This window comes from Aquamicrobium terrae, from assembly GCF_040545735.1.
GTDB lineage: Bacteria > Pseudomonadota > Alphaproteobacteria > Rhizobiales > Rhizobiaceae > Mesorhizobium > Mesorhizobium terrae_A.
Genome location: NZ_JBEPML010000022.1, coordinates 76,184 through 93,244 on the forward strand (window position 1 = coordinate 76,184; position 17,061 = coordinate 93,244).

Annotated in this window: 19 protein-coding genes; 15 read left to right on the plus strand and 4 right to left on the minus strand. The window is 61.1% G+C overall.

Going from position 1 to position 17,061, the window contains the following annotated elements; all coding sequences use genetic code 11:
- Window positions 1–40: 40 nt before the first annotated feature.
- The 5 genes from ABID37_RS22470 (at window position 41) to gcvA (ending at window position 5,390) form a co-directional block, all read left to right on the plus strand.
- Window positions 41–778 (plus strand): DUF3750 domain-containing protein, encoded by a 738-nt coding sequence (locus tag ABID37_RS22470; RefSeq protein WP_354198886.1) that lies wholly within the window; start codon window positions 41–43, stop codon window positions 776–778.
- Between the two features lie 179 nt (window positions 779–957).
- Window positions 958–1,869, plus strand: coding sequence for a sulfurtransferase (locus ABID37_RS22475; RefSeq protein ID WP_354198888.1), 912 nt, complete (start codon window positions 958–960; stop codon window positions 1,867–1,869).
- Between the two features lie 139 nt (window positions 1,870–2,008).
- Window positions 2,009–3,226: a YeeE/YedE family protein gene (locus ABID37_RS22480; protein ID WP_354198890.1), complete on the plus strand. Its 1,218-nt coding sequence runs from the start codon at window positions 2,009–2,011 to the stop codon at window positions 3,224–3,226.
- Window positions 3,227–3,572: 346 nt separating this feature from the next.
- Window positions 3,573–4,154: a DUF6969 family protein gene (locus ABID37_RS22485; protein ID WP_354198892.1), complete on the plus strand. Its 582-nt coding sequence runs from the start codon at window positions 3,573–3,575 to the stop codon at window positions 4,152–4,154.
- 219 nt (window positions 4,155–4,373) lie between these two features.
- Window positions 4,374–5,390, plus strand: coding sequence for a transcriptional regulator GcvA (gcvA, locus tag ABID37_RS22490; RefSeq protein WP_354198894.1), 1,017 nt, complete (start codon window positions 4,374–4,376; stop codon window positions 5,388–5,390).
- On the opposite strand, the gene ABID37_RS22495 is transcribed toward gcvA, so the two are convergent.
- Together ABID37_RS22495 and ABID37_RS22500 are read right to left on the minus strand one after the other, a co-directional pair.
- Window positions 5,382–5,954, minus strand: a complete 573-nt coding sequence (locus ABID37_RS22495) for an SCO family protein (RefSeq protein WP_354198896.1) — start codon at window positions 5,952–5,954, stop codon at window positions 5,382–5,384. The two genes, gcvA and ABID37_RS22495, sit on opposite strands and share 9 nt — an antisense overlap.
- Before the next feature lie 31 nt (window positions 5,955–5,985).
- On the minus strand, window positions 5,986–6,750 hold the full coding sequence (locus ABID37_RS22500; RefSeq protein WP_354198898.1) for a type 2 periplasmic-binding domain-containing protein: 765 nt from the start codon (window positions 6,748–6,750) through the stop codon (window positions 5,986–5,988).
- 388 nt (window positions 6,751–7,138) lie between these two features.
- Between ABID37_RS22500 and ABID37_RS22505 the strand changes: the two genes are divergently transcribed.
- From ABID37_RS22505 to ABID37_RS22530, 6 genes are all read left to right on the plus strand, one after another.
- Window positions 7,139–8,239, plus strand: a complete 1,101-nt coding sequence (locus ABID37_RS22505) for an ABC transporter substrate-binding protein (RefSeq protein ID WP_354198900.1) — start codon at window positions 7,139–7,141, stop codon at window positions 8,237–8,239.
- 181 nt (window positions 8,240–8,420) lie between these two features.
- The gene (locus ABID37_RS22510) at window positions 8,421–9,266 is read left to right on the plus strand and encodes an ABC transporter permease (RefSeq protein ID WP_354198902.1); all 846 of its coding nucleotides are present in this window, start codon (window positions 8,421–8,423) and stop codon (window positions 9,264–9,266) included.
- 52 nt (window positions 9,267–9,318) lie between these two features.
- Entirely contained in the window at window positions 9,319–10,407 is a 1,089-nt protein-coding gene (locus ABID37_RS22515; RefSeq protein WP_354198904.1) for an ABC transporter substrate-binding protein, read from the plus strand.
- 40 nt (window positions 10,408–10,447) lie between these two features.
- Window positions 10,448–11,518, plus strand: coding sequence for an ABC transporter substrate-binding protein (locus tag ABID37_RS22520; protein WP_354198906.1), 1,071 nt, complete (start codon window positions 10,448–10,450; stop codon window positions 11,516–11,518).
- A gap of 59 nt (window positions 11,519–11,577) precedes the next feature.
- Window positions 11,578–12,357 (plus strand): ABC transporter ATP-binding protein, encoded by a 780-nt coding sequence (locus tag ABID37_RS22525; protein ID WP_354198908.1) that lies wholly within the window; start codon window positions 11,578–11,580, stop codon window positions 12,355–12,357.
- Complete coding sequence (locus tag ABID37_RS22530; protein ID WP_354198910.1) at window positions 12,354–12,872, plus strand: tetratricopeptide repeat protein; 519 nt, start codon at window positions 12,354–12,356, stop codon at window positions 12,870–12,872. Before ABID37_RS22525 ends, ABID37_RS22530 begins: the two co-directional genes overlap by 4 nt.
- Before the next feature lie 85 nt (window positions 12,873–12,957).
- Here ABID37_RS22530 and ABID37_RS22535 read toward each other — a convergent pair whose 3' ends face one another.
- Window positions 12,958–13,671: a transposase gene (locus tag ABID37_RS22535; protein WP_354198912.1), complete on the minus strand. Its 714-nt coding sequence runs from the start codon at window positions 13,669–13,671 to the stop codon at window positions 12,958–12,960.
- Window positions 13,672–13,917: 246 nt separating this feature from the next.
- Here ABID37_RS22535 and sorA point away from each other — a divergent pair, with 246 nt between their 5' ends.
- From sorA to ABID37_RS22555, 4 genes are all read left to right on the plus strand, one after another.
- Window positions 13,918–15,135 carry a SorA family sulfite dehydrogenase catalytic subunit gene (gene sorA / locus ABID37_RS22540; RefSeq protein WP_354198914.1) on the plus strand — a complete coding sequence of 406 codons (1,218 nt, stop codon included), beginning with the start codon at window positions 13,918–13,920 and terminating at the stop codon, window positions 15,133–15,135.
- An 11-nt stretch (window positions 15,136–15,146) separates the two neighbouring features.
- Window positions 15,147–15,455, plus strand: coding sequence for a SorB family sulfite dehydrogenase c-type cytochrome subunit (sorB, locus tag ABID37_RS22545; RefSeq protein ID WP_435521619.1), 309 nt, complete (start codon window positions 15,147–15,149; stop codon window positions 15,453–15,455).
- 102 nt (window positions 15,456–15,557) lie between these two features.
- Window positions 15,558–16,082: an RNA polymerase sigma factor gene (locus ABID37_RS22550; RefSeq protein ID WP_354198918.1), complete on the plus strand. Its 525-nt coding sequence runs from the start codon at window positions 15,558–15,560 to the stop codon at window positions 16,080–16,082.
- Complete coding sequence (locus ABID37_RS22555) at window positions 16,079–16,840, plus strand: anti-sigma factor family protein (RefSeq protein WP_354198920.1); 762 nt, start codon at window positions 16,079–16,081, stop codon at window positions 16,838–16,840. Before ABID37_RS22550 ends, ABID37_RS22555 begins: the two co-directional genes overlap by 4 nt.
- A gap of 93 nt (window positions 16,841–16,933) precedes the next feature.
- Here the strand turns inward: ABID37_RS22555 and ABID37_RS26265 are convergent.
- A partial coding sequence (locus ABID37_RS26265; protein WP_435521622.1) for a hypothetical protein occupies window positions 16,934–17,061 on the minus strand: 128 nt, incomplete at its 5' end.

The window sequence follows — 17,061 nt, forward strand, 5'->3', positions numbered from 1 at the left end:
CTCAATCCGTGAAAGGGGCATCGGCTATGAGTTCACCTGCATGAAATTCCTGAAGAGCATCGTTGGCCTCTTCATTGTCATTTATCTGGTGCCCACCCTTGCCTCGGCTGGCGTATGGTACATGCGCGACCGGCCACAAAGCTGGCGCGAAGCGGACTGGGGATCGGCTGGTATCCTGCCGAGGCCGCAAGACGTTTCGGAGGCGACGATCCATGTCTTCTCCGCCACGACGGGCGGTATGAAAGGCTCGGTGGCCAGCCACGCCTGGATTGTCACCAAGGCAGCCAATGCGGGCCACTACAACCGCTATGACAAGGTGGGTTGGGGCGCTCCGGTGCGCCGCAACAATTATGCGCCCGACGCCTACTGGTATTCCAACACGCCACGTCTCGTCGTCAGTCTTCAAGGTGCGGAGGCCGCGCGGTTGATCCCCCGGATCGAGGCGGTCATTGCGGCCTATCCCCATTCCGAAGCCGGCGGCTATCGCATGTGGCCCGGGCCGAACTCGAACACTTTCGTCGCTCATATATTGCGAAGCGTTCCCGAACTGGGCGTCGTGCTGCCGCCGGATGCAATTGGCCGGGACTATCTTCCCGACGGCCGTTTCTTCGCCATCGATGCGGATGGCAGGGATGTACATGCAACGCTTTATGGTCTTCTGGGCATATCTGCCGGTGCGCGCAGTGGGTTGGAGCTGCATGCCCTCGGCCTCGTCGCCGGCGTGGATATCGTACGCCCGGGACTGAAGATTCCGGCCATCGGGCGGATCGGATTCTGACGCCGCGCGACGGCGACGGACAAGGCGGCTGCACCCTGTTTGAGCATATCATGCCCAGCAATGGCCCTCTTTCGGTATGGCATTCTATTTCCAGAAATGGTTTTGGAGCCGACTTCTGAGCGTCCGCCACGCCGGCGAGGTATGATTGGAATATCGTTTCCCGGGTCTGGAGCTTCCACATGCGCCTCGCACCGATCATCGTAATTTTGCTCGCCAGCCTTCTGGCGCCTGCCGTCGCACAAGCGCGGGACGTCACTCCGCTCGTCAGCGCCGAATGGCTCAAGGCCAATGCGGACAAGGACAACCTTGTCATCCTCGACATCCGCGACAAGGTCGAGGAAACCGACCTCGGCGATAAGCCCTACATCGCCAACGCGGTGATTGCGCCCTATGCCACGGCAGGCTGGCGCGTCGAGGTCGACGGGGTGCCCGCCCAGCTTCCGCCGCTCGAGAAGATCGTCGCACTGATCGGCAATCTGGGTATCGACGGTGACGACCATGTGGTGATCGTGCCGTGGGGTACCGATTCCAGCGAGTTCGGCGGCGCCACGCGCGTCTACTGGACCTTCAAATATCTGGGCCACGATGCGGTCTCGATCCTCGACGGCGGCTGGAGGCAATACGATGCCCAGGGCGGCGCACGCGCTGCCACTCCGCGCAAGCCGGAGCCGGCCGAGTTCGCCTATAATGTCCGCAAGGAACTGCGCGCCACGACGGATGACGTGGCCGCCGCGCTCAAGGACGGCGTCAAGCTGGTCGACGGCCGTCCGAAGGAGCAGTATGTCGGCAAGTCCAAGAGCCCGGTCGTGGCGAAGCTCGGCACCATCCCCGGCGCGGTCAATATCGAACATTCGTCGCTCTACAGCGGTGAATATGCCAGCTTTGCCCGTCCGGAAACCGTTGCGGCGCTCGCTGCCGGCGTCGGCCTGGCGGAGAACGAGAAGAACATCACCTTCTGCAACACCGGCCACTGGGCGTCGGTCGCATGGTTCGGCCTGTCGGAAATTCTCGGCAACAAGAACACCGCCATGTATGATGGTTCCATGGCGGAGTGGGCTGCCGACCCCGCGCGGCCGGTCCAGGTTCAGTAGGGCCAGGTTCGGTTAGGGCCAAGTTCGACAGGATCGACAAGACCCGTCATACCGCAAACCGCAAAGGCGGGCTTTGGATGCGGCGCATCGCGGCGGCATTCAAGGCCCGCCCTGCTTCAATCGTTAGATTCGGTAGATCATGAGCGACATAACTGCCACGACCCTCCCGCGCTTCCTCCCCGATGCCAAGACCGACAAGGCTCCGTTTCTCGTGGCCGCCGCTGCGCTGGCCGCCGGCTTTCTGCTGATTTCCGGCCTCGTCGACCTGAGGCAGGGCAGCCTGTTCCTGATCGGTGCAGCCCTCGGCGCCACACTCTATCACGGCTCGTTCGGCTTTACCGGGGGCTGGCGGCGCATGGTGGTGGAACGGCGCGGCCGCGCCATGCGTGCGCAGATGCTGATGATAGCTGTCGCCGCGCTTGCCATGATACCGCTGACGGCGGCCGGCAGTATCGGCAGTCAACCGCTCGTCGGTGCGCTGGCGCCCGTCGGTGTTTCCGTCCTTGTGGGCGCGGCGTTGTTCGGCTTCGGCATGCAGCTTGGTGGTGGCTGCGGCTCGGGCACGCTGTTCACCGTCGGCGGTGGCTCGGCGCGCATGCTGGTCACGTTGGTCTTCTTCATTGTCGGCGCACTGATCGGTACCGCTCACCTGCCATTCTGGCTGGCGCAGCCCTCGCTTCCCGCCATCTCCCTCGGAGGCGAACTGGGGCTTGCCTCCGGCATTGCCGTCACACTGGTTGGCCTTGGACTTGTGGCGCTCATCACGGTGCTGATCGAACGGCGCGCGCATGGCAATATCGAGCGCGAGCCCGCCCCGGCACGGCCGGGCTGGACATGGATCTGGCGTGGCCCATGGCCACTGGTCGGTGCTGGCCTCCTGCTTGCCCTGCTCAACATCGCGACGCTGCTGACGGCCGGCCATCCATGGTCGATCACCTACGGCTTCGGCCTGTGGGGCGCCAAGATCGCGCAAGCCGCGGGCATCGATGTGGCGGGCTGGGAATTCTGGACCTGGCCGGCGCAGGCGCAGGCGCTCAATTCCTCGGTGCTGGCCGACACGGTCTCGGTGATGGATTTCGGGCTGGTGCTGGGAGCAGCACTTGCCGCCGCCATAGCCGGCAAGTTCGCGCCCAAGGCGGCCATCCCACTCGGCTCCCTGGTTGCCGCCAGTCTTGGCGGGCTGCTGATGGGATACGGTGCGCGGCTCTCCTTCGGCTGCAATATCGGCGCGCTGTTTTCCGGCATCGCCACCGGCAGCCTGCATGGGTGGCTGTGGTTCGCCGCTGCCTTCGTCGGTTCCTTCGCTGGCGTATGGGCGCGCCCGGTGTTCGGTCTTGACGGGCTTGCACGCAGATGAGCGCACGCAACACGATCCTGTTCGGCGCAGCGCTTGCCGTCACCACGGCTGCCATCGCAGTTGACCATGCCACCCATCCCGTGCCCGAGCGCCCCAAGCTGGAAGGCAACGCCGCAGCGGCGGGAACCGCGCCTTGTGCCGCCGCACCTTGCGCGGCCGGCAGCGCTTCCGCCTCTCCCTGCGCGGCCGGTGCGCCGCCGAAGCTGGCACCGCCCCCACCACCTCCGGCGCCTCTGCCGGCTGCGCCACAGGCAAGGCCTGCACCCGCGCTCGCTCCGCCTCCACCGCCACCCTTGCCACTCCCTGAGGGTCAGGAAGCGCCCGACCTCGTAATCAAGAGCGACCTATGAGCGAGGCTCGCGAACAGGCACGGCGCGAGATCGCCTTTTGCGAGTCCATACTCGCCAAGGGCGGCCTCACCGTGCTGACCGAGATCTTCCAGGGCATCTCGTCGCTCTCGGCATGGGAGCATTTCCCGCCCGGCGACGTCTACGATCCCCAAAGCGGCGCACAATGGTTCTATCACTGTCATCCCGCCGACGAAGGCTCGGCCGAGCACGGCCATTTCCATTGTTTCCTGCGCCCGCAAGGTCCCGATGGTCCCCTGCATCACCTTGCGGCGATCGGAGTCGATCGCGACGGCCGGCCCTTGCGGCTGTTCACGGTCAACCAGTGGGTCGTGGACGATCAATGGGCGGATGCTGCGGCGACGATTGCGCTTCTTCCGCGCTTCGACCTGCAGATGCCGCGCCCCTCCTATCTGGTCAATCGCTGGCTCACTGCCATGTTCGTGGCCTGGGAGCCCGAGATCGCCGATCTCATCCGAGAACGCGATCGAGTGCTTGCCGCCCACGTCCCGCAGGGGGGCATTGCGGTGCGGCAGGACCGGACGCTCGAGGTCACCTCCGAACTGCGACTTGACGGGTAGGGCGGCAGGAGAACAAGCAGCCTGCATGAGTATCACCGCATTCGCCAGCGTGCGGGCGAATGCGTCTCAGGCCTGCGCGCGGACGACTTGGAGAACAGAAAACGGTTTCCCCCTTACGGCGTCTCGCCGGTTCCCGGTTGCTTGATATCGATGAGGGCAATCTCTTTAATCTACTAAAATTGTAGAATTAAGGAGCAGAGGGGGCCTTCCCCGGCAAACATGGGAAAAGCCCGGTCGTCAACTCGCATTCAGGCCCCGACTCTGGCAAGGCTTCCGCCGCTGACCTCGCTGCGGGCCTTCGTGGTGGCGGCGCGTCATCTCAGCTTCACGCGGGCGGCGGAAGAACTTCATGTAAGCCCGGCGGCCATTGGACAGCAAATCCGCATTCTGGAAGATTACGTCGGTGAACAGCTTTTCCACCGTAATACGGCCAGGTTGCGCCTGACCGATGCGGGGCGTCTGCTGATGCCCGGTCTGACGGACGCTTTCGAAGGCATGCTTGAGGCCGTTGCTCACCTTGCCGGAGGCGCGCGCGAGAATGTGATCAGGGTGTCCGTGGCACCCTCGCTCGCAGCCCGATGGCTGGTTTCGCGGCTTGAGCGATTGCGCCATTCGGTTCCCGACCTGAAGGTACAGGTCAATGCGTCCACGGAACTTGCCGATGTCGAGCGTGAAGACGTGGATTGCGTCCTGCGCTATGGCGCCGGCGCCTATCCCGGTCTGTTTGTCGAACGGCTTTTTTCCGAAGCGGTTGTGCCGATATGCAGCCCGGCCTTCGCGGAAGACTATGGGCTGAATCCCCGCACGCGGTCATTGCAGGGCGTACCCCTTCTGCATGAGGAAGGGCCGGAATATGATTCATCCTGCCCGGACTGGAGCACATGGCTGCGCGGTATGGGGATGTCCTCACGCGGGCTCGATCACGGGCTGGGGCTCAACCAGTCCTCGCTGATTCTCGATGCAGCGGTCAGCGGTCAAGGCCTGGCTCTCGGCAAGCTTCGTCTGGCAGAAGCGGATTTGCGGGCAGGGCGACTGATTATTCCTTTCGGAAAGCCGCATCCCGTCGAATTTTCCTACTACTTCGTAGCTTCTTCCAGAAAGGCCAAGGCTGCTCCGGTTGAGCTTTTTCTGCAATGGATGCGTGCGGAGGCGCAGCTTGTCCGGGACGTGGCCATGGCGCATCCGCGCTCCTCGTCGCCCCAGGAGCCGGGTGAACAGCCCACCGCTTCATCGTGAAGCAAGCAGGCGTCTGATCTTGGCCACCTGCGAAGCGTGGTCCTCAAGGTATTCTATTCTGTCGAAAAGTTCGCCGTGGCGGTCCATGAGGTAGATGATGGCGGTATGGTCCATCGTATAATCGCCGTCCTCCAGGGGGATTTTGCGATATGTCGCGCGGAAAAGCCGGGCTGTGGCCGCCGTTTCCTCCGGTGTCCCCCGCAGTCCCACGATGCGCCTGTCGAACACGCCGAGATAGGAGGCAAGATATTCCTGCGTGTCTCGTTCCGGGTCTACCGTAACGAATATCGGCACCAGAGCGTCAGCTTCGGCACCCAGTTCGGCCAGGATGCCGGTCAACTCGAATAGCGTCGTGGGGCAGACTTCGGGGCAATGGGTAAAGCCAAAGAAAACCAGATAGGGTTTGCCCTTCACGTCGGCGTTCGTGAAGCGCACGCCATGCTGGTTCGTCAGGCTGAATGGCCCGCCAATGTCATATTGATCGTTGGCCGGTTGCGTGGCTTCGGCCTGGAGGGCGGGCGAGGCTGCCAGCACGAAGGCTGTAAGGATGGTAGCCCACTTCATGAAAAAACCGTTTCCTTTCAAAGTTGTCGGTTCAGTGACAGTCGGGCGCGTCCTGATCGAGATAGACTTCGAAGGCCACATTGCGCGCCCATTTTTCCTGCAGTTCCACCCATGTTCCGGCGGATCCGATCTGGTCGAGCACCTGCCGGACAGCATCGGACAGAAGCGGATCATCCGTACCGAGCATGGCCGCAAGGCGCACCGGGGGCGTAGGAGAGAGCGTGGCGGAAAACTTCTGCCATCCCTGTTGCTGGAACAGGCGTTCCAGCAGAGTTTCATCATGGATCGCAGCGTCGCAGATGCCGGTTCGCACCTGCACAAGCGATTTGGCGGGGGCATCTTCGATCTGCACTTGCGCTCCCGTTTGCCGGGCGAGGGCCAATGCGACCGTATTTCCACGCGCAACACAGACCGTGCGCCCGGCCAGATCCCGCCAGTCCCTGACGTCTGTATCGGTACGCATGCTTGCCGCTGCTCCGGATCTGAAACCCGTATCCACAATTATGAAATCACGGGGCAGGCGAATCTCGTCCGGCACCCTGCCCACAATCACATCGACCTCGTGGCGCTCGAGCGAAGGGGACCAGTCGACCTCCGGAAGCTGGACGAACTCCGGCTTCCTGCCCAGGCGCTCCGCGATCTTTCGCGCGATGAGCACATCGAAGCTCTCGGGCGTGTAGACGCGATACTCGGCAGGACCAGGCTCAGGCGGCACATAGCTGACGCCGATACGCAGTGGATCAGATGACGAATGGGCGCCGACAGGCAGGGTGGTCAGGGAGGCAAGGATCATCATAATCCGAATGCTCCAGCGCCATGTTCCCGAATGCGTATGCATCCGTCCCTGCTGCCTGGACATGTGGTTCAACGTCTTCATGCGGTTTGTGTAGCGTACAAACTCGCGGCGTGCCAAAATATAAACTTTATACTGAATATGGATTTTCTTTAGTTGTCCGTATTAAATTTTAAATATGGTAGATATAATGATCATATTTGATATATTATTCGCTATATTTTAGAGTCAATAGGAAATATATCTATAATAAAAATTCTAAGTGGGATAATTTTGCTTTTATTTCCCTATATATGGCCTGTCGTTGACAGGAAATGACCCTCAAATACCATTGCGATATTGCAGTTTCAAATTGGCGCTTTTCGTGAAAGCGACCTGATCCCGGAGAGACATGATGCGTATCCGATCGAAATTCCTGGCGCTCGCAAGCGTTGCGGCTATTTCCGCTGCCGCTCTTCTGGCGCAGGGGCCGGCAACCGGCCCGGCGTTGGCCGATCAGGCCGAGACCAGGGAGCCGCTCACCTTCATCAACCTGCCTCAGGCGGCGTGGACTGTCGTGGGCCACAAGAAGGGGTTCATTCAGGAAGAGTTCGCCAAGATCGGCATCACCGATATCAATCTCATCAATCCTGGAACCGCCGAGTTGTCGGGCGCCGAGGCCGCGCTTCTGGACCGGGGCGGGCTCGCCATCGCGCAACGCATGATGTATCCGGCGACCGTTCACAAGGCCAATGGCATCGATGCGGTAATCGTCTGGCAGTCATCGCCCTCAGACAAATATCGCACGCCACTCCTCGCCAAGGCGGAATCCAGCATCAACAGCCCGACCGATCTGGAGGGCAAGAAGTTTGGTGGCAGTCGCGTCGGCTGTGGCTGGACCTCTCCGACGGAGATCCTGAACGAGGCAGGCGTCCCGCTCGATACCCGCATCCGCAAGGGCGCGGTGCGCCAGGAGACGATCACCAATTCGGCGGCCACATCGGCGGCATTGCTGAGCGGGGCCATCGATGCCACCGCAACGCATATCGCACTTCCCGCCTCCGCCGCACTGTGGCTGTCCGGCGAGGTCAAGGTAGTTGGCCGCAGCCCCGATGACGGCATCTATGTGAACGCCGCCGGCAGGGTTTCCTATTTCGCCATGCGTCCCTTCGCCGAAGCCTATCCGGAAGCCATCAGGGCGTTCCTCGTCGCGCATGAAAGGACCAAGGCCTGGATTCAGGACAATGTCGACGAATCCGCCGAAATCATTGCCGAGGAGTTGCGCCTGCCCGTCCAGATTGCAAAGTTCCAGATCACCGATGCGTCTTCCTTCGAATTCATGGACGGTGAGCAGTCCGCCGAAAATGCAAGGCAAGCGATCCGCGACTTCCAGAAATACTACATCGAAGCCGGTGACGAGATTCTTGCCGAGCGCTACCTGAAAGATGAGGCGATCGAGCAGTTCGTCGACGCCCGCTTCTTCAAAGGCGGGGAATACTCCGTCTACAACTGATAGTCCGCTTCCCTTCCAGGGATAACGAACCGCCGCACGAATGACCCTGCCGGAAGTGCAACCCGGCTGGCGGCACGGCTATTGAACCGCAAGAAAAGTAGTGCCGAAATGGCCGGTTCACGGGCCTGCTACCGCCGCCGGCAACCGGTCGCCCTCTTCCCCGAACAGACTGGAGTACAGAATGAGCATCACCACGGTGAATGTGCAGCCGCCGGCCGTTGCCGGAAAAGATCGGCTGCGCGGAGGCAAGGAGGGCCGGCGGCGGCTAAAGTCGCGCGATCTCGTTATCGGGCTGATCCTGCCGCTTCTGATCCTGCTCTTGTGGCAACTGGCATCGCAGAACGAGTGGATTTCACCCGTTTTCCTGCCCCTGCCTTCGACGACCCTCCTGTCGTTCTTCGACATGGTTGGTCGGCAGAGCTTCCATGTCGATTTTCTCGCTTCGATCAACATCGTCACCCAGGCTTTCGTTTATGGGACCGTTTTGGGCATCGGGCTGGGGATTGCAGCGGGTTTATCGCAGACGGTCGAGCGCATTTTCGGGCCGACACTTGATGGTATCAGGCATATTCCGGGAATCGCCTGGTTGCCGCTTATCGTTTTATGGGTTGGCATCGGCCCGGCCGCCAAGATCGTCGTCATCACCAAGACGGTGTTTTTTCCGGTGTTCCTCAACACGCTTCAGGGCATTCGCAGCGTGGAGAAGAACTACATCGAGCTCGCCAATGTGCTGACGCTGACGCGTTGGCAACTGGTACGCAAGGTGATCATCCCCGGCGCGATGCCGAGCATCCTCGTTGGTGTGCGCTACGGAGCCAGCCTCGCCTGGGCGCTGGTGGTGGTGGCCGAAGGGCTGAGCGGCATGGAAGGCGTCGGCTATCTGATTTTCAGGGCGCAATCGCTGCTCATGACCGACCAGCTTCTGGTCTGCATGGTCGTCATTGGCGTCGTCGGCTTCTTTATCGACCGTTCCATGGCGCTGCTACAGCGGTATCTGCTGCGCTGGAAGCAGGGTTTCGACGGCTGACCTTTGCCAGGCCTTTCACCGCTTCCCAACATTCACCTCAAGGAGAACCCACATGACGACTGCATTCAATCCCTCACCCGAAGACATCGCGGCGAGCACGACGCGCGAGTTGCTTTACACGATCTGCCCGGTTCTGGTGGCGTCCAACGTGGCGCTCGAACTTGGCTGGATTGACGACGAATTGGCGAAAGTGGGCGCTTCGGCCACCTATCTGCGTTCCGTGGGAGGAGAGGCGGCCTGGCAGGCACACTACAGCCATGCCTCGGAACGGTTGCTGCGTGACGGCGGCAACAGTCCCGCGATCTGGGCACAGGCCGATCTGCGGCCCACTGTGCTGGTAGGTTTGACGCAGGCTCAGCCAGCCGGTCGCATCATCGTGCGGGCGCAGGACGACATCTATCGCGTAGGCGACCTGAAAAGCCGCCGCATCGCCATCTATCGCAGCCTGCAATCGGGGAAGATTGATTTCAGGCGCGCAACCACGGAGCATGGCATCCTGACGGCGCTCGCGATTCACGGATTGAAGCGCGAGGATGTCGAATGGGTGGATATCGAGGATCGCGACAACCATGAGGAGACGCCATCCCGTACGCCGGCCGGTATCTGGGCACAGCGGCATGGCGACGCCGAAGCGATCATCGCCGGCGCCCACAGCCGCGAAGCGCGCGCGCTTCTCGAGGGGCGGGTCGACGCCATCTATGATTCCTCGATAGGAACCGCGCGGCTGCTTGAGGCGAGTGGGCTCTTCAAGGTCATTGAGGATCTGGACCATCATCCGGACTGGACGCTGAGGATCGCCAATGCGCCCCGCACCATTACGGTCAGCCGGGAATTCGCCGAAGCCAACCGCGATGTTGTCGTGGCCTGGTTGCGCGCCTCGATCCGGGCTGGCCACTGGATCAATGCAAACCCGGATGCGGCCTCCGAGATTTTTCTACGTACAACGATCTATCCTCACGCTGGCGACATAGCTGCAGCCCTGCGCGGCTACGATCTGGTGCCAAACCTGTCGGCCCAGAATCTCTCCGGCCTGACCATACAGAAGAACTTTCTTCTTTCGCAGGGCTATATCCGCGGCGATTTCGACGTCTCCGTCTGGGCCGACGCGTCCTATCTCGAAGAGGCACTGGCCTCGTTCTGAGCAGTTTCATCTCCAGGAAAATGAAAGAAGGAGTTATCCGATGACCGACGTTCTGGAACGCAATTCATCGAAATCCGCCGTGTCCGTAGGGGCGAGGGAAGCCTACTATACGATCTGCCCTGTCTTTGCGGCATCCAATGTAGCGCAGGAGCTTGGCTGGATCGAGGAAGAGCTGGGCAAGGTCGGCGCGAAGCTGTCCTATCTGCGGGCCCTGCCGCCCGAACAAGGATATCTTCCCCATTTCAGCCACCAGTTCGAGCATCTTTTCCGCGATGGAGGCAATATCCCTTCCATCTGGGCGAAGGCCGACGTGACAGATACGACATTGCTGGCACTCACGGCCGGGCATCACGGCGGCCAGATACTAGTACGTAGCGATTCCGACATCTATAGGGTTGCCGATCTGAAGGGGCGCAAGTTCGGCCTCTACAAGAGCCAGAACCAAAACAAGGTGGACTGGTGGCGTGCAACCAGCGAGCGCGGTATTCTGGTGGCACTCAGACTTGCCGGCCTGGACCGCACCGTGGTTGAAATCGTCGATGCGCCGCACGAAGATCGCGGCTTCGGCAACGCCAGCAAGCCGTCGCAACTGTGGGCGACACGTAGCCGGGATGATCTCGTCTACACGGCTGAAGTGAAGCTGCTGGAGGCCGGAACGGTCGATGCCGTCTATACCAGTCATGGCCGTGGCCAGGCGCTGGAGCGTACCGGCCGGTTTAAAGTGATCGAGGACTTCTCTCGCTATCCGGACTGGACGTTGCAGGTGGCCAACAGCCCTTATGCGCTGACGGTGAGCACCGATTTTGCGCGCAAGAACAGGGACATCGTGGTCGCCTTCCTGCGGGCTGTGGTGCGTGCAGCGCGCTGGATCAACGCCAACCGCGATGCAGCGGCATCGATACTGCAGCGGGTTACCTATCATCAGAGTCCAGCGGATGTTGCAGGCGCAATCACAGCCACCGACTTCCTGCCGTCGCTGTCCGAGCAGAATCTTGCCGGCCTCGACATTCAAAAGAAGTTCCTGGTCGAGCATGGTTACGTGAAGCGCAACTTCGACAGCCGCAAATGGGCGGATGCGAGCTATCTGGAAGAAGCGCTGCGTTCGCTCTGACCCACCAGCGCAACAATGGCCTCCCGCGATGCGGGAGGCTGCAACGACAGGAATATGCCATGAGCAAACGCGGTACGCTGGACATCAGGAATGTCAGCAAGTCCTACGATTTGGACAAGGCGGAACTGAAGGTTCTCGATCATATAAACCTCAGGGTCGACCCGGGAGAATTCATTTCCATCGTGGGTCCAAGCGGTTGTGGGAAGTCCACTCTGCTGCGTCTCGCGGTCGGGCTGGACAAGGATTACAATGGCGAGATCCTGCTCGACGGCGAGCCGATTAGTGGCACCAGCCTGAAACGGGGCATCGTCTTCCAGGATCATCGCCTGCTGCCTTGGCTGACTCTGGAAGAAAATATCGGGCTCGCTCTGGAAAATTCGGGTTGGCCGGCCCAGAAGCGCGCGCAGGCGGTGGCCGATCATATCGCGCTTGTCGGCCTCAAGGGATTCGAGACCGTCTATCCGCACCAGCTTTCAGGTGGCATGTCGCAACGTGCAGCAATCGCCCGGGGGCTGGTTTCCAAACCTGAAATCCTGCTGCTCGACGAGCCGCTGGGCGCGCTCGATGCACTGACCCGCCTGCGATTGCAGGAGGAATTGCTGCGCATCTGGAAAACCGAGAAGGTCACCATGCTTCTGGTCACCCACGATGTGGAGGAAGCGATCTATCTTTCGGACCGTATCATCGTCATGCATTCGCGTCCCGGGCGCATCGCAAGCGACATCAAGGTCGATCTGCCATGGCCTCGCGACCGGGCCAGCCACCAGTTCGCAGATGTGCGGCGCGAGATCCTGCGCAGCATGGATGCTCATGCCCCGAAGGAGGCCGAGGCCGCGTGACAAAGCCTTTCACTGTTCGCGTCTCTGCCAGATGGCGCGCCGTCGCCGCGGCACTCATCTTGCTGGCTTTGCCGGGTACGGCGCATGGTGCGGACACGCCCACATCGACCGATCTGCCCGACCTGACCGGGGTGAGATCAAAGATCTATGCCGAGCGTTACAGTGAGGCGGTTGAGGAGCTTACGGCGCTCACCACCACTGTTCAGCATGCCGATCTCTACAATCTGCTTGCTTTCAGCCTGCGCAATCTGGAGCGCTACGACGAGGCCGCGAAATGGTATCGCGAAGCGCTCTATTATGACCCCGATCACAAAGGCGCGCTGGAATATCAGGGGGAGCTTTTCCTTAAGCTCGGCCAGACGGAACGTGCCAAGGTCAATGCGCAGAAGCTGAATTTTCTCTGTCCGGACGGGTGTGATGAACTGAATGCTCTCAATCTGGCTATCGCCGAGGCGGAAGGAACACTCGGCGAATTGCCTTCTGGAGACTCGCCTCGGTCGGCCTTATCCAGATAGTCGTACCCGTCAAAGTACTGAGACGCAGCATTGCGCCTACCGAAATGCGGCAAGCGCCCTCGCTTTTAAATTAGCGAATCTGAAACTAGGCCAATCCGAGCTTCTTCTTGAGTTCGGCGTTTTCCTTGCGAAGATGCTCGGCCAACTGCTTCTTCAAGCGCTCGTTTTCTTTTTCAAGAGCCAGGAGGTCCTGCAAGTCGGTGCCTGTCGATGCCGTGGACGTGGATGTCGCAGTCCTCTTCCATTGATAGTAGGTCTGCTCCGAGATGCCGGTCTGCTTTACAGCATTCCTGACACTTTCGCCGCGACCGATCGATCGGTCGATCTGCGCCAGCTTCTGCCTGCGTTCCTTTTCGGAGTAGGTCTTGCGCCTGCCCTTCACCGCGGCAGTCGGAGCCTCGGCCGCTTTGGCAGCCTGTTTCGCGCTGTCCTTGCGAGCCGGCTTTTCAGAGGCCGCCGCCTTCGGCTTGTCGGCCTTGGCCCTTTTCTGGCGGAGTGCTTTCTGTTGCGGTTCAGGTGCCTCCACCTTGGGAGGTTCTCCGGCGACGACAGATGCTGCTTCAACGTCCTGAGGGGCTGCCATTACGTGCTCCATCCTCGTGTGTTGCTCTTCACGAGCATCGTTGGTCATCCGAGCGGTGTCAACATGCGGCAAGTCTTGCTGTTGCGGCGCCGCGACTTGGGTTGTTCCGTCACCGAAAGCGGCAAGATCGACATCGCTCCACAGGGAGCGTGACGTTCCCCGATGGCCGCGTTTGCGTTTGACTTCGACAATGAACGATGGGGCCTTGCGCCGCATGTCTGCTGCTCGCGATAGCTGAAGATGACCGGATTTTCCCCGGCGCCTTACCGCACTTGGATGCCAATAGCTAGCCCAAACGCAATAATTCCGTCCAGCTTACAGGTTGATCTGTCTCTCCGGCATGATTGTACGAAATCGATTGCCCCAAAGGCAGTTTGCCTGGTTGGAAGAATCTTTTGCAGGCGATGGAATAATTCCAGGGTGGTGCTCGTCTCCTCTGTCACAACAACATCGGAGAGGACGATGATCAGCAGGCGCCAGATACTCAAAACCGCAGGCTCGGCCGCTCTTGGAGCGGCCGGTGGCATGGCTTTCTCCGGAATGGCCGCCCGGGCCGCCGAGACGGCGGTGCTTCCTTTCGCCAATGGCGAGAGGCCATTGGTGCAATATCCGGGCAAGCGCCCGCTGATTTGCCAGACCGCACGCCCGCCGCAGCTCGAAACCCCGTTCAGCGTCTTCAACGAAGGCATCATCACGCCCAACGACGCGTTTTTCGTGCGCTATCATCTGGCCAACATTCCGCTCGACATCGATCCCGCCGCCTATCGCATCGAAGTCAAGGGCGTGGTCGAGAAGGTGCTGTCGCTTTCCCTCGACGAGCTGAAGGCAATGCACGATCCAGTCGAGATCGTCGCGGTCCACCAATGTTCGGGCAACAGCCGCGGCTTCTTCGAACCGCGCATGGGCGGCGGCCAGTCGGGCAACGGCGCCATGGGCAACGCGCGCTGGAAAGGCGTGCCGCTGAAGGCCGTGCTTGACAAGGCAGGTGTGAAGTCGGGCGCCACGCATGTGTCGTTCAACGGGCTGGACGAGCCGGCGCTGCCGGAGACGCCCGATTTCGTCAAGGCACTCGAAATCGATCACGCCCGCGACGGTGAAGTGATGATTGCCTTCGCCATGAACGGCGAGGACCTGCCCTGGCTCAATGGCTTTCCGGTGCGGCTGGTCGTGCCGGGCTGGTACGGAACATACTGGGTCAAGCATCTCACCGAAATTACCGTCCTGGACAAGCCGCTCGACAGTTTCTGGATGAAGACCGCCTACCGTATCCCCGACAACGATTGTAACTGTACCGAACCCGGAAAGCCGGCTGACACGACGGTTCCCATCAACCGGTTCAAGGTCCGCTCCTTCATCACCAGCGTGACGGATGGCGGCAAGGTCGATGCGGACGCGCCGCTCAAGCTTCGCGGCATCGCCTTCGATGGCGGTTCCGGCATCAAGGAGGTGTCGGTTTCGAGCGACGGCGGCAAGACATGGCAGCCAACCACGCTGAGCGAGGATCTCGGCAAATATTCGTTCCGCGAATGGACCGCCACCGTCAAGATCGCCAAGGGCGAGCACGAATTGAAAGTGCGCGCCACCGCCAATGACGGCACGACGCAGCCGGAGGAGCAGCCCTGGAATCCCTCGGGCTACATGCGCAACGTCATCGAGACCACCAAGGTTGTCGCGGCCTGAGGAACATGATCATGAAGCCTGTTTCCGCAAAGATCCTGCTTGTCACTGCCGCCATGCTGGGTGGTGGGTATGCGCTGGCCGACACGCTTTCCTACGAGTTGCCGGACGAGACGGCCGAATTCAAGCCGGGTCCGGGTGTCGAACTGGCGCAGGCGAACTGTGTCGCCTGTCATTCCGCCGACTACATCAACACCCAGCCGCCCAAGAAGGGGCATGACTTCTGGGAGGCCGAGGTCAAGAAAATGAAGAACACTTATGGGGCACCCATTGACGACGCCGACATAAAGGGTATCGCCGACTATCTGTCTGCCACCTACTGAGAAAGGACAGCACAACATCGAACGTCGTAGCCCAGCTGGCCAGGACCATCGTTTCCTTTTCTCCGGGAGCGGCGGTCCAGGCGGAAAGCCAGGAGAAGGACGATGCTGACGCGCACGCGCTTCGAGACGCGGTTTGCGCGCTATCAGCAACGTCTCTATGGTTTCGCGGTCGCCATGACAGGCGATCGCGACCGCGCGCGCGATCTGTTGCACGATTGTGTGCTTCGTGCTGCTTCAGCGCGTGAGCGCCCGGTGAACGAACCGGCCTTTCGCGCATGGCTGTTTACGATCATGCGCAACTTGTGGATCGACCAGCACCGGGCGGCGGAGAGACAGTCGCGAATGCTGGAGACATTGTCCGACGCCGTGCCCGTTTCCCTTGACAGCATGGCCGTCGAAAGTTTCGCGGTGCGGCAGGCTTTCGAGCTTCTGTCACACGATCATCGGGAGGTGCTGGCACTGGTCGATATTTCCGGGTTCAGTTACCAGGAAACTGCCGACCTCCTGGGCGTGCCGCGCGGCACGGTGATGAGCCGCATCAGCCGTGCCCGGCAAGCGCTGGCGGGGCTTCTGGCGGATGACAGCCCCAAGGTTGTCCCGCTTTCACGGAAAACAGGACAGGTATGACCGAAACGGACCTCGAAATGCTGAACGCCTATGTCGATGGCGAACTTTCGCCCGACGCATGCGCGCTTCTGGAAGCACGCATCGTTTCCGATGCGGGGCTGGCGCAGCAGGTCGAGACGCTGCGACACATGAAGCGACAGGTTGCCGCCATAGGTTCCGAATTCGTCGTGGTGCAATCTCCGCCCGGCAGTATCCGGCCACGTGCGAGCGCCGTTGCCGCAGCGGCGGCCGTTCTCTGCTTGGTATTTCTGGGTGGATGGCTGGGTGCGCTCATGTTCGATGGCCGGGCGAAATCGCCTTCGGGCGATGCCATCGTCCAGGCACTGGCGTTGCATGACGACTGGTCGGCCAAGGTCCTCGATGTGGCCGCTCCGGCTATCGATATCCGGAGCTTCGAGGCGCCGGAGCTTGGCGCTGCGGGCCTTTCTCTGGTTTCGCTTCGTTCCGATGCCATGCTGGGCGGTCAACCGGTCGTGCAGGCAGGCTATGCGGGCCAGCATGGATGTAGGCTGAGCCTGTTTCGCATGGCGAGTTCGAACGCCGGCCAACCTCTCCGTGTCGTCAACGACGGCGACGTCCGATCAGCCACATGGGCGGACAATTCATTTCGCTACGCGATGGTTGCACGCAAGCTCGATGAGGCCCGGTTTGCGGCCTTGGCCGATGCTCTGCGCACTATGACGTTGCGCGTGGAATCGCCGTCCTCGCGGCAGGTGGTGGCAGAACTGGAGGGCGCCCATCAACCGTGCAATGGATGAGGGCAATGGAAACCGACCGAGCAGGGAAGGGCGCAAACATGAGTCAACGCGGCCTCTCGCAAGGCTGCGACCCGAGAGAAACGCGCATTCGCCTCAGCCGCCGGCCTGGGTAGCCGATCGTTCGTAAAGGGTGGCGCCGGTTTGCGCGTCCACGCCCTCAAGGCTGACATCGTAGCCCCAGAGCCTGCGGACATGACGCAGTGTCGCGTCGCAGCCGGTTT

What these genes read in the sequence shown, in the direction of transcription:
- ABID37_RS22470 (WP_354198886.1), top strand. Translation starts at nt 41, where the DNA reads ATGAAATTCCTGAAGAGCATCGTTGGCCTCTTCATTGTCATTTATCTG.
- ABID37_RS22475 (WP_354198888.1), top strand. Translation starts at nt 958, where the DNA reads ATGCGCCTCGCACCGATCATCGTAATTTTGCTCGCCAGCCTTCTGGCG.
- ABID37_RS22480 (WP_354198890.1), top strand. Translation starts at nt 2,009, where the DNA reads ATGAGCGACATAACTGCCACGACCCTCCCGCGCTTCCTCCCCGATGCC.
- ABID37_RS22485 (WP_354198892.1), top strand. Translation starts at nt 3,573, where the DNA reads ATGAGCGAGGCTCGCGAACAGGCACGGCGCGAGATCGCCTTTTGCGAG.
- gcvA (WP_354198894.1), top strand. Translation starts at nt 4,374, where the DNA reads ATGGGAAAAGCCCGGTCGTCAACTCGCATTCAGGCCCCGACTCTGGCA.
- ABID37_RS22495 (WP_354198896.1), bottom strand. Translation starts at nt 5,954, where the DNA reads ATGAAGTGGGCTACCATCCTTACAGCCTTCGTGCTGGCAGCCTCGCCC.
- ABID37_RS22500 (WP_354198898.1), bottom strand. Translation starts at nt 6,750, where the DNA reads ATGATGATCCTTGCCTCCCTGACCACCCTGCCTGTCGGCGCCCATTCG.
- ABID37_RS22505 (WP_354198900.1), top strand. Translation starts at nt 7,139, where the DNA reads ATGATGCGTATCCGATCGAAATTCCTGGCGCTCGCAAGCGTTGCGGCT.
- ABID37_RS22510 (WP_354198902.1), top strand. Translation starts at nt 8,421, where the DNA reads ATGAGCATCACCACGGTGAATGTGCAGCCGCCGGCCGTTGCCGGAAAA.
- ABID37_RS22515 (WP_354198904.1), top strand. Translation starts at nt 9,319, where the DNA reads ATGACGACTGCATTCAATCCCTCACCCGAAGACATCGCGGCGAGCACG.
- ABID37_RS22520 (WP_354198906.1), top strand. Translation starts at nt 10,448, where the DNA reads ATGACCGACGTTCTGGAACGCAATTCATCGAAATCCGCCGTGTCCGTA.
- ABID37_RS22525 (WP_354198908.1), top strand. Translation starts at nt 11,578, where the DNA reads ATGAGCAAACGCGGTACGCTGGACATCAGGAATGTCAGCAAGTCCTAC.
- ABID37_RS22535 (WP_354198912.1), bottom strand. Translation starts at nt 13,671, where the DNA reads ATGCGGCGCAAGGCCCCATCGTTCATTGTCGAAGTCAAACGCAAACGC.
- sorA (WP_354198914.1), top strand. Translation starts at nt 13,918, where the DNA reads ATGATCAGCAGGCGCCAGATACTCAAAACCGCAGGCTCGGCCGCTCTT.
- sorB (WP_435521619.1), top strand. Translation starts at nt 15,147, where the DNA reads ATGAAGCCTGTTTCCGCAAAGATCCTGCTTGTCACTGCCGCCATGCTG.
- ABID37_RS22550 (WP_354198918.1), top strand. Translation starts at nt 15,558, where the DNA reads ATGCTGACGCGCACGCGCTTCGAGACGCGGTTTGCGCGCTATCAGCAA.
- ABID37_RS22555 (WP_354198920.1), top strand. Translation starts at nt 16,079, where the DNA reads ATGACCGAAACGGACCTCGAAATGCTGAACGCCTATGTCGATGGCGAA.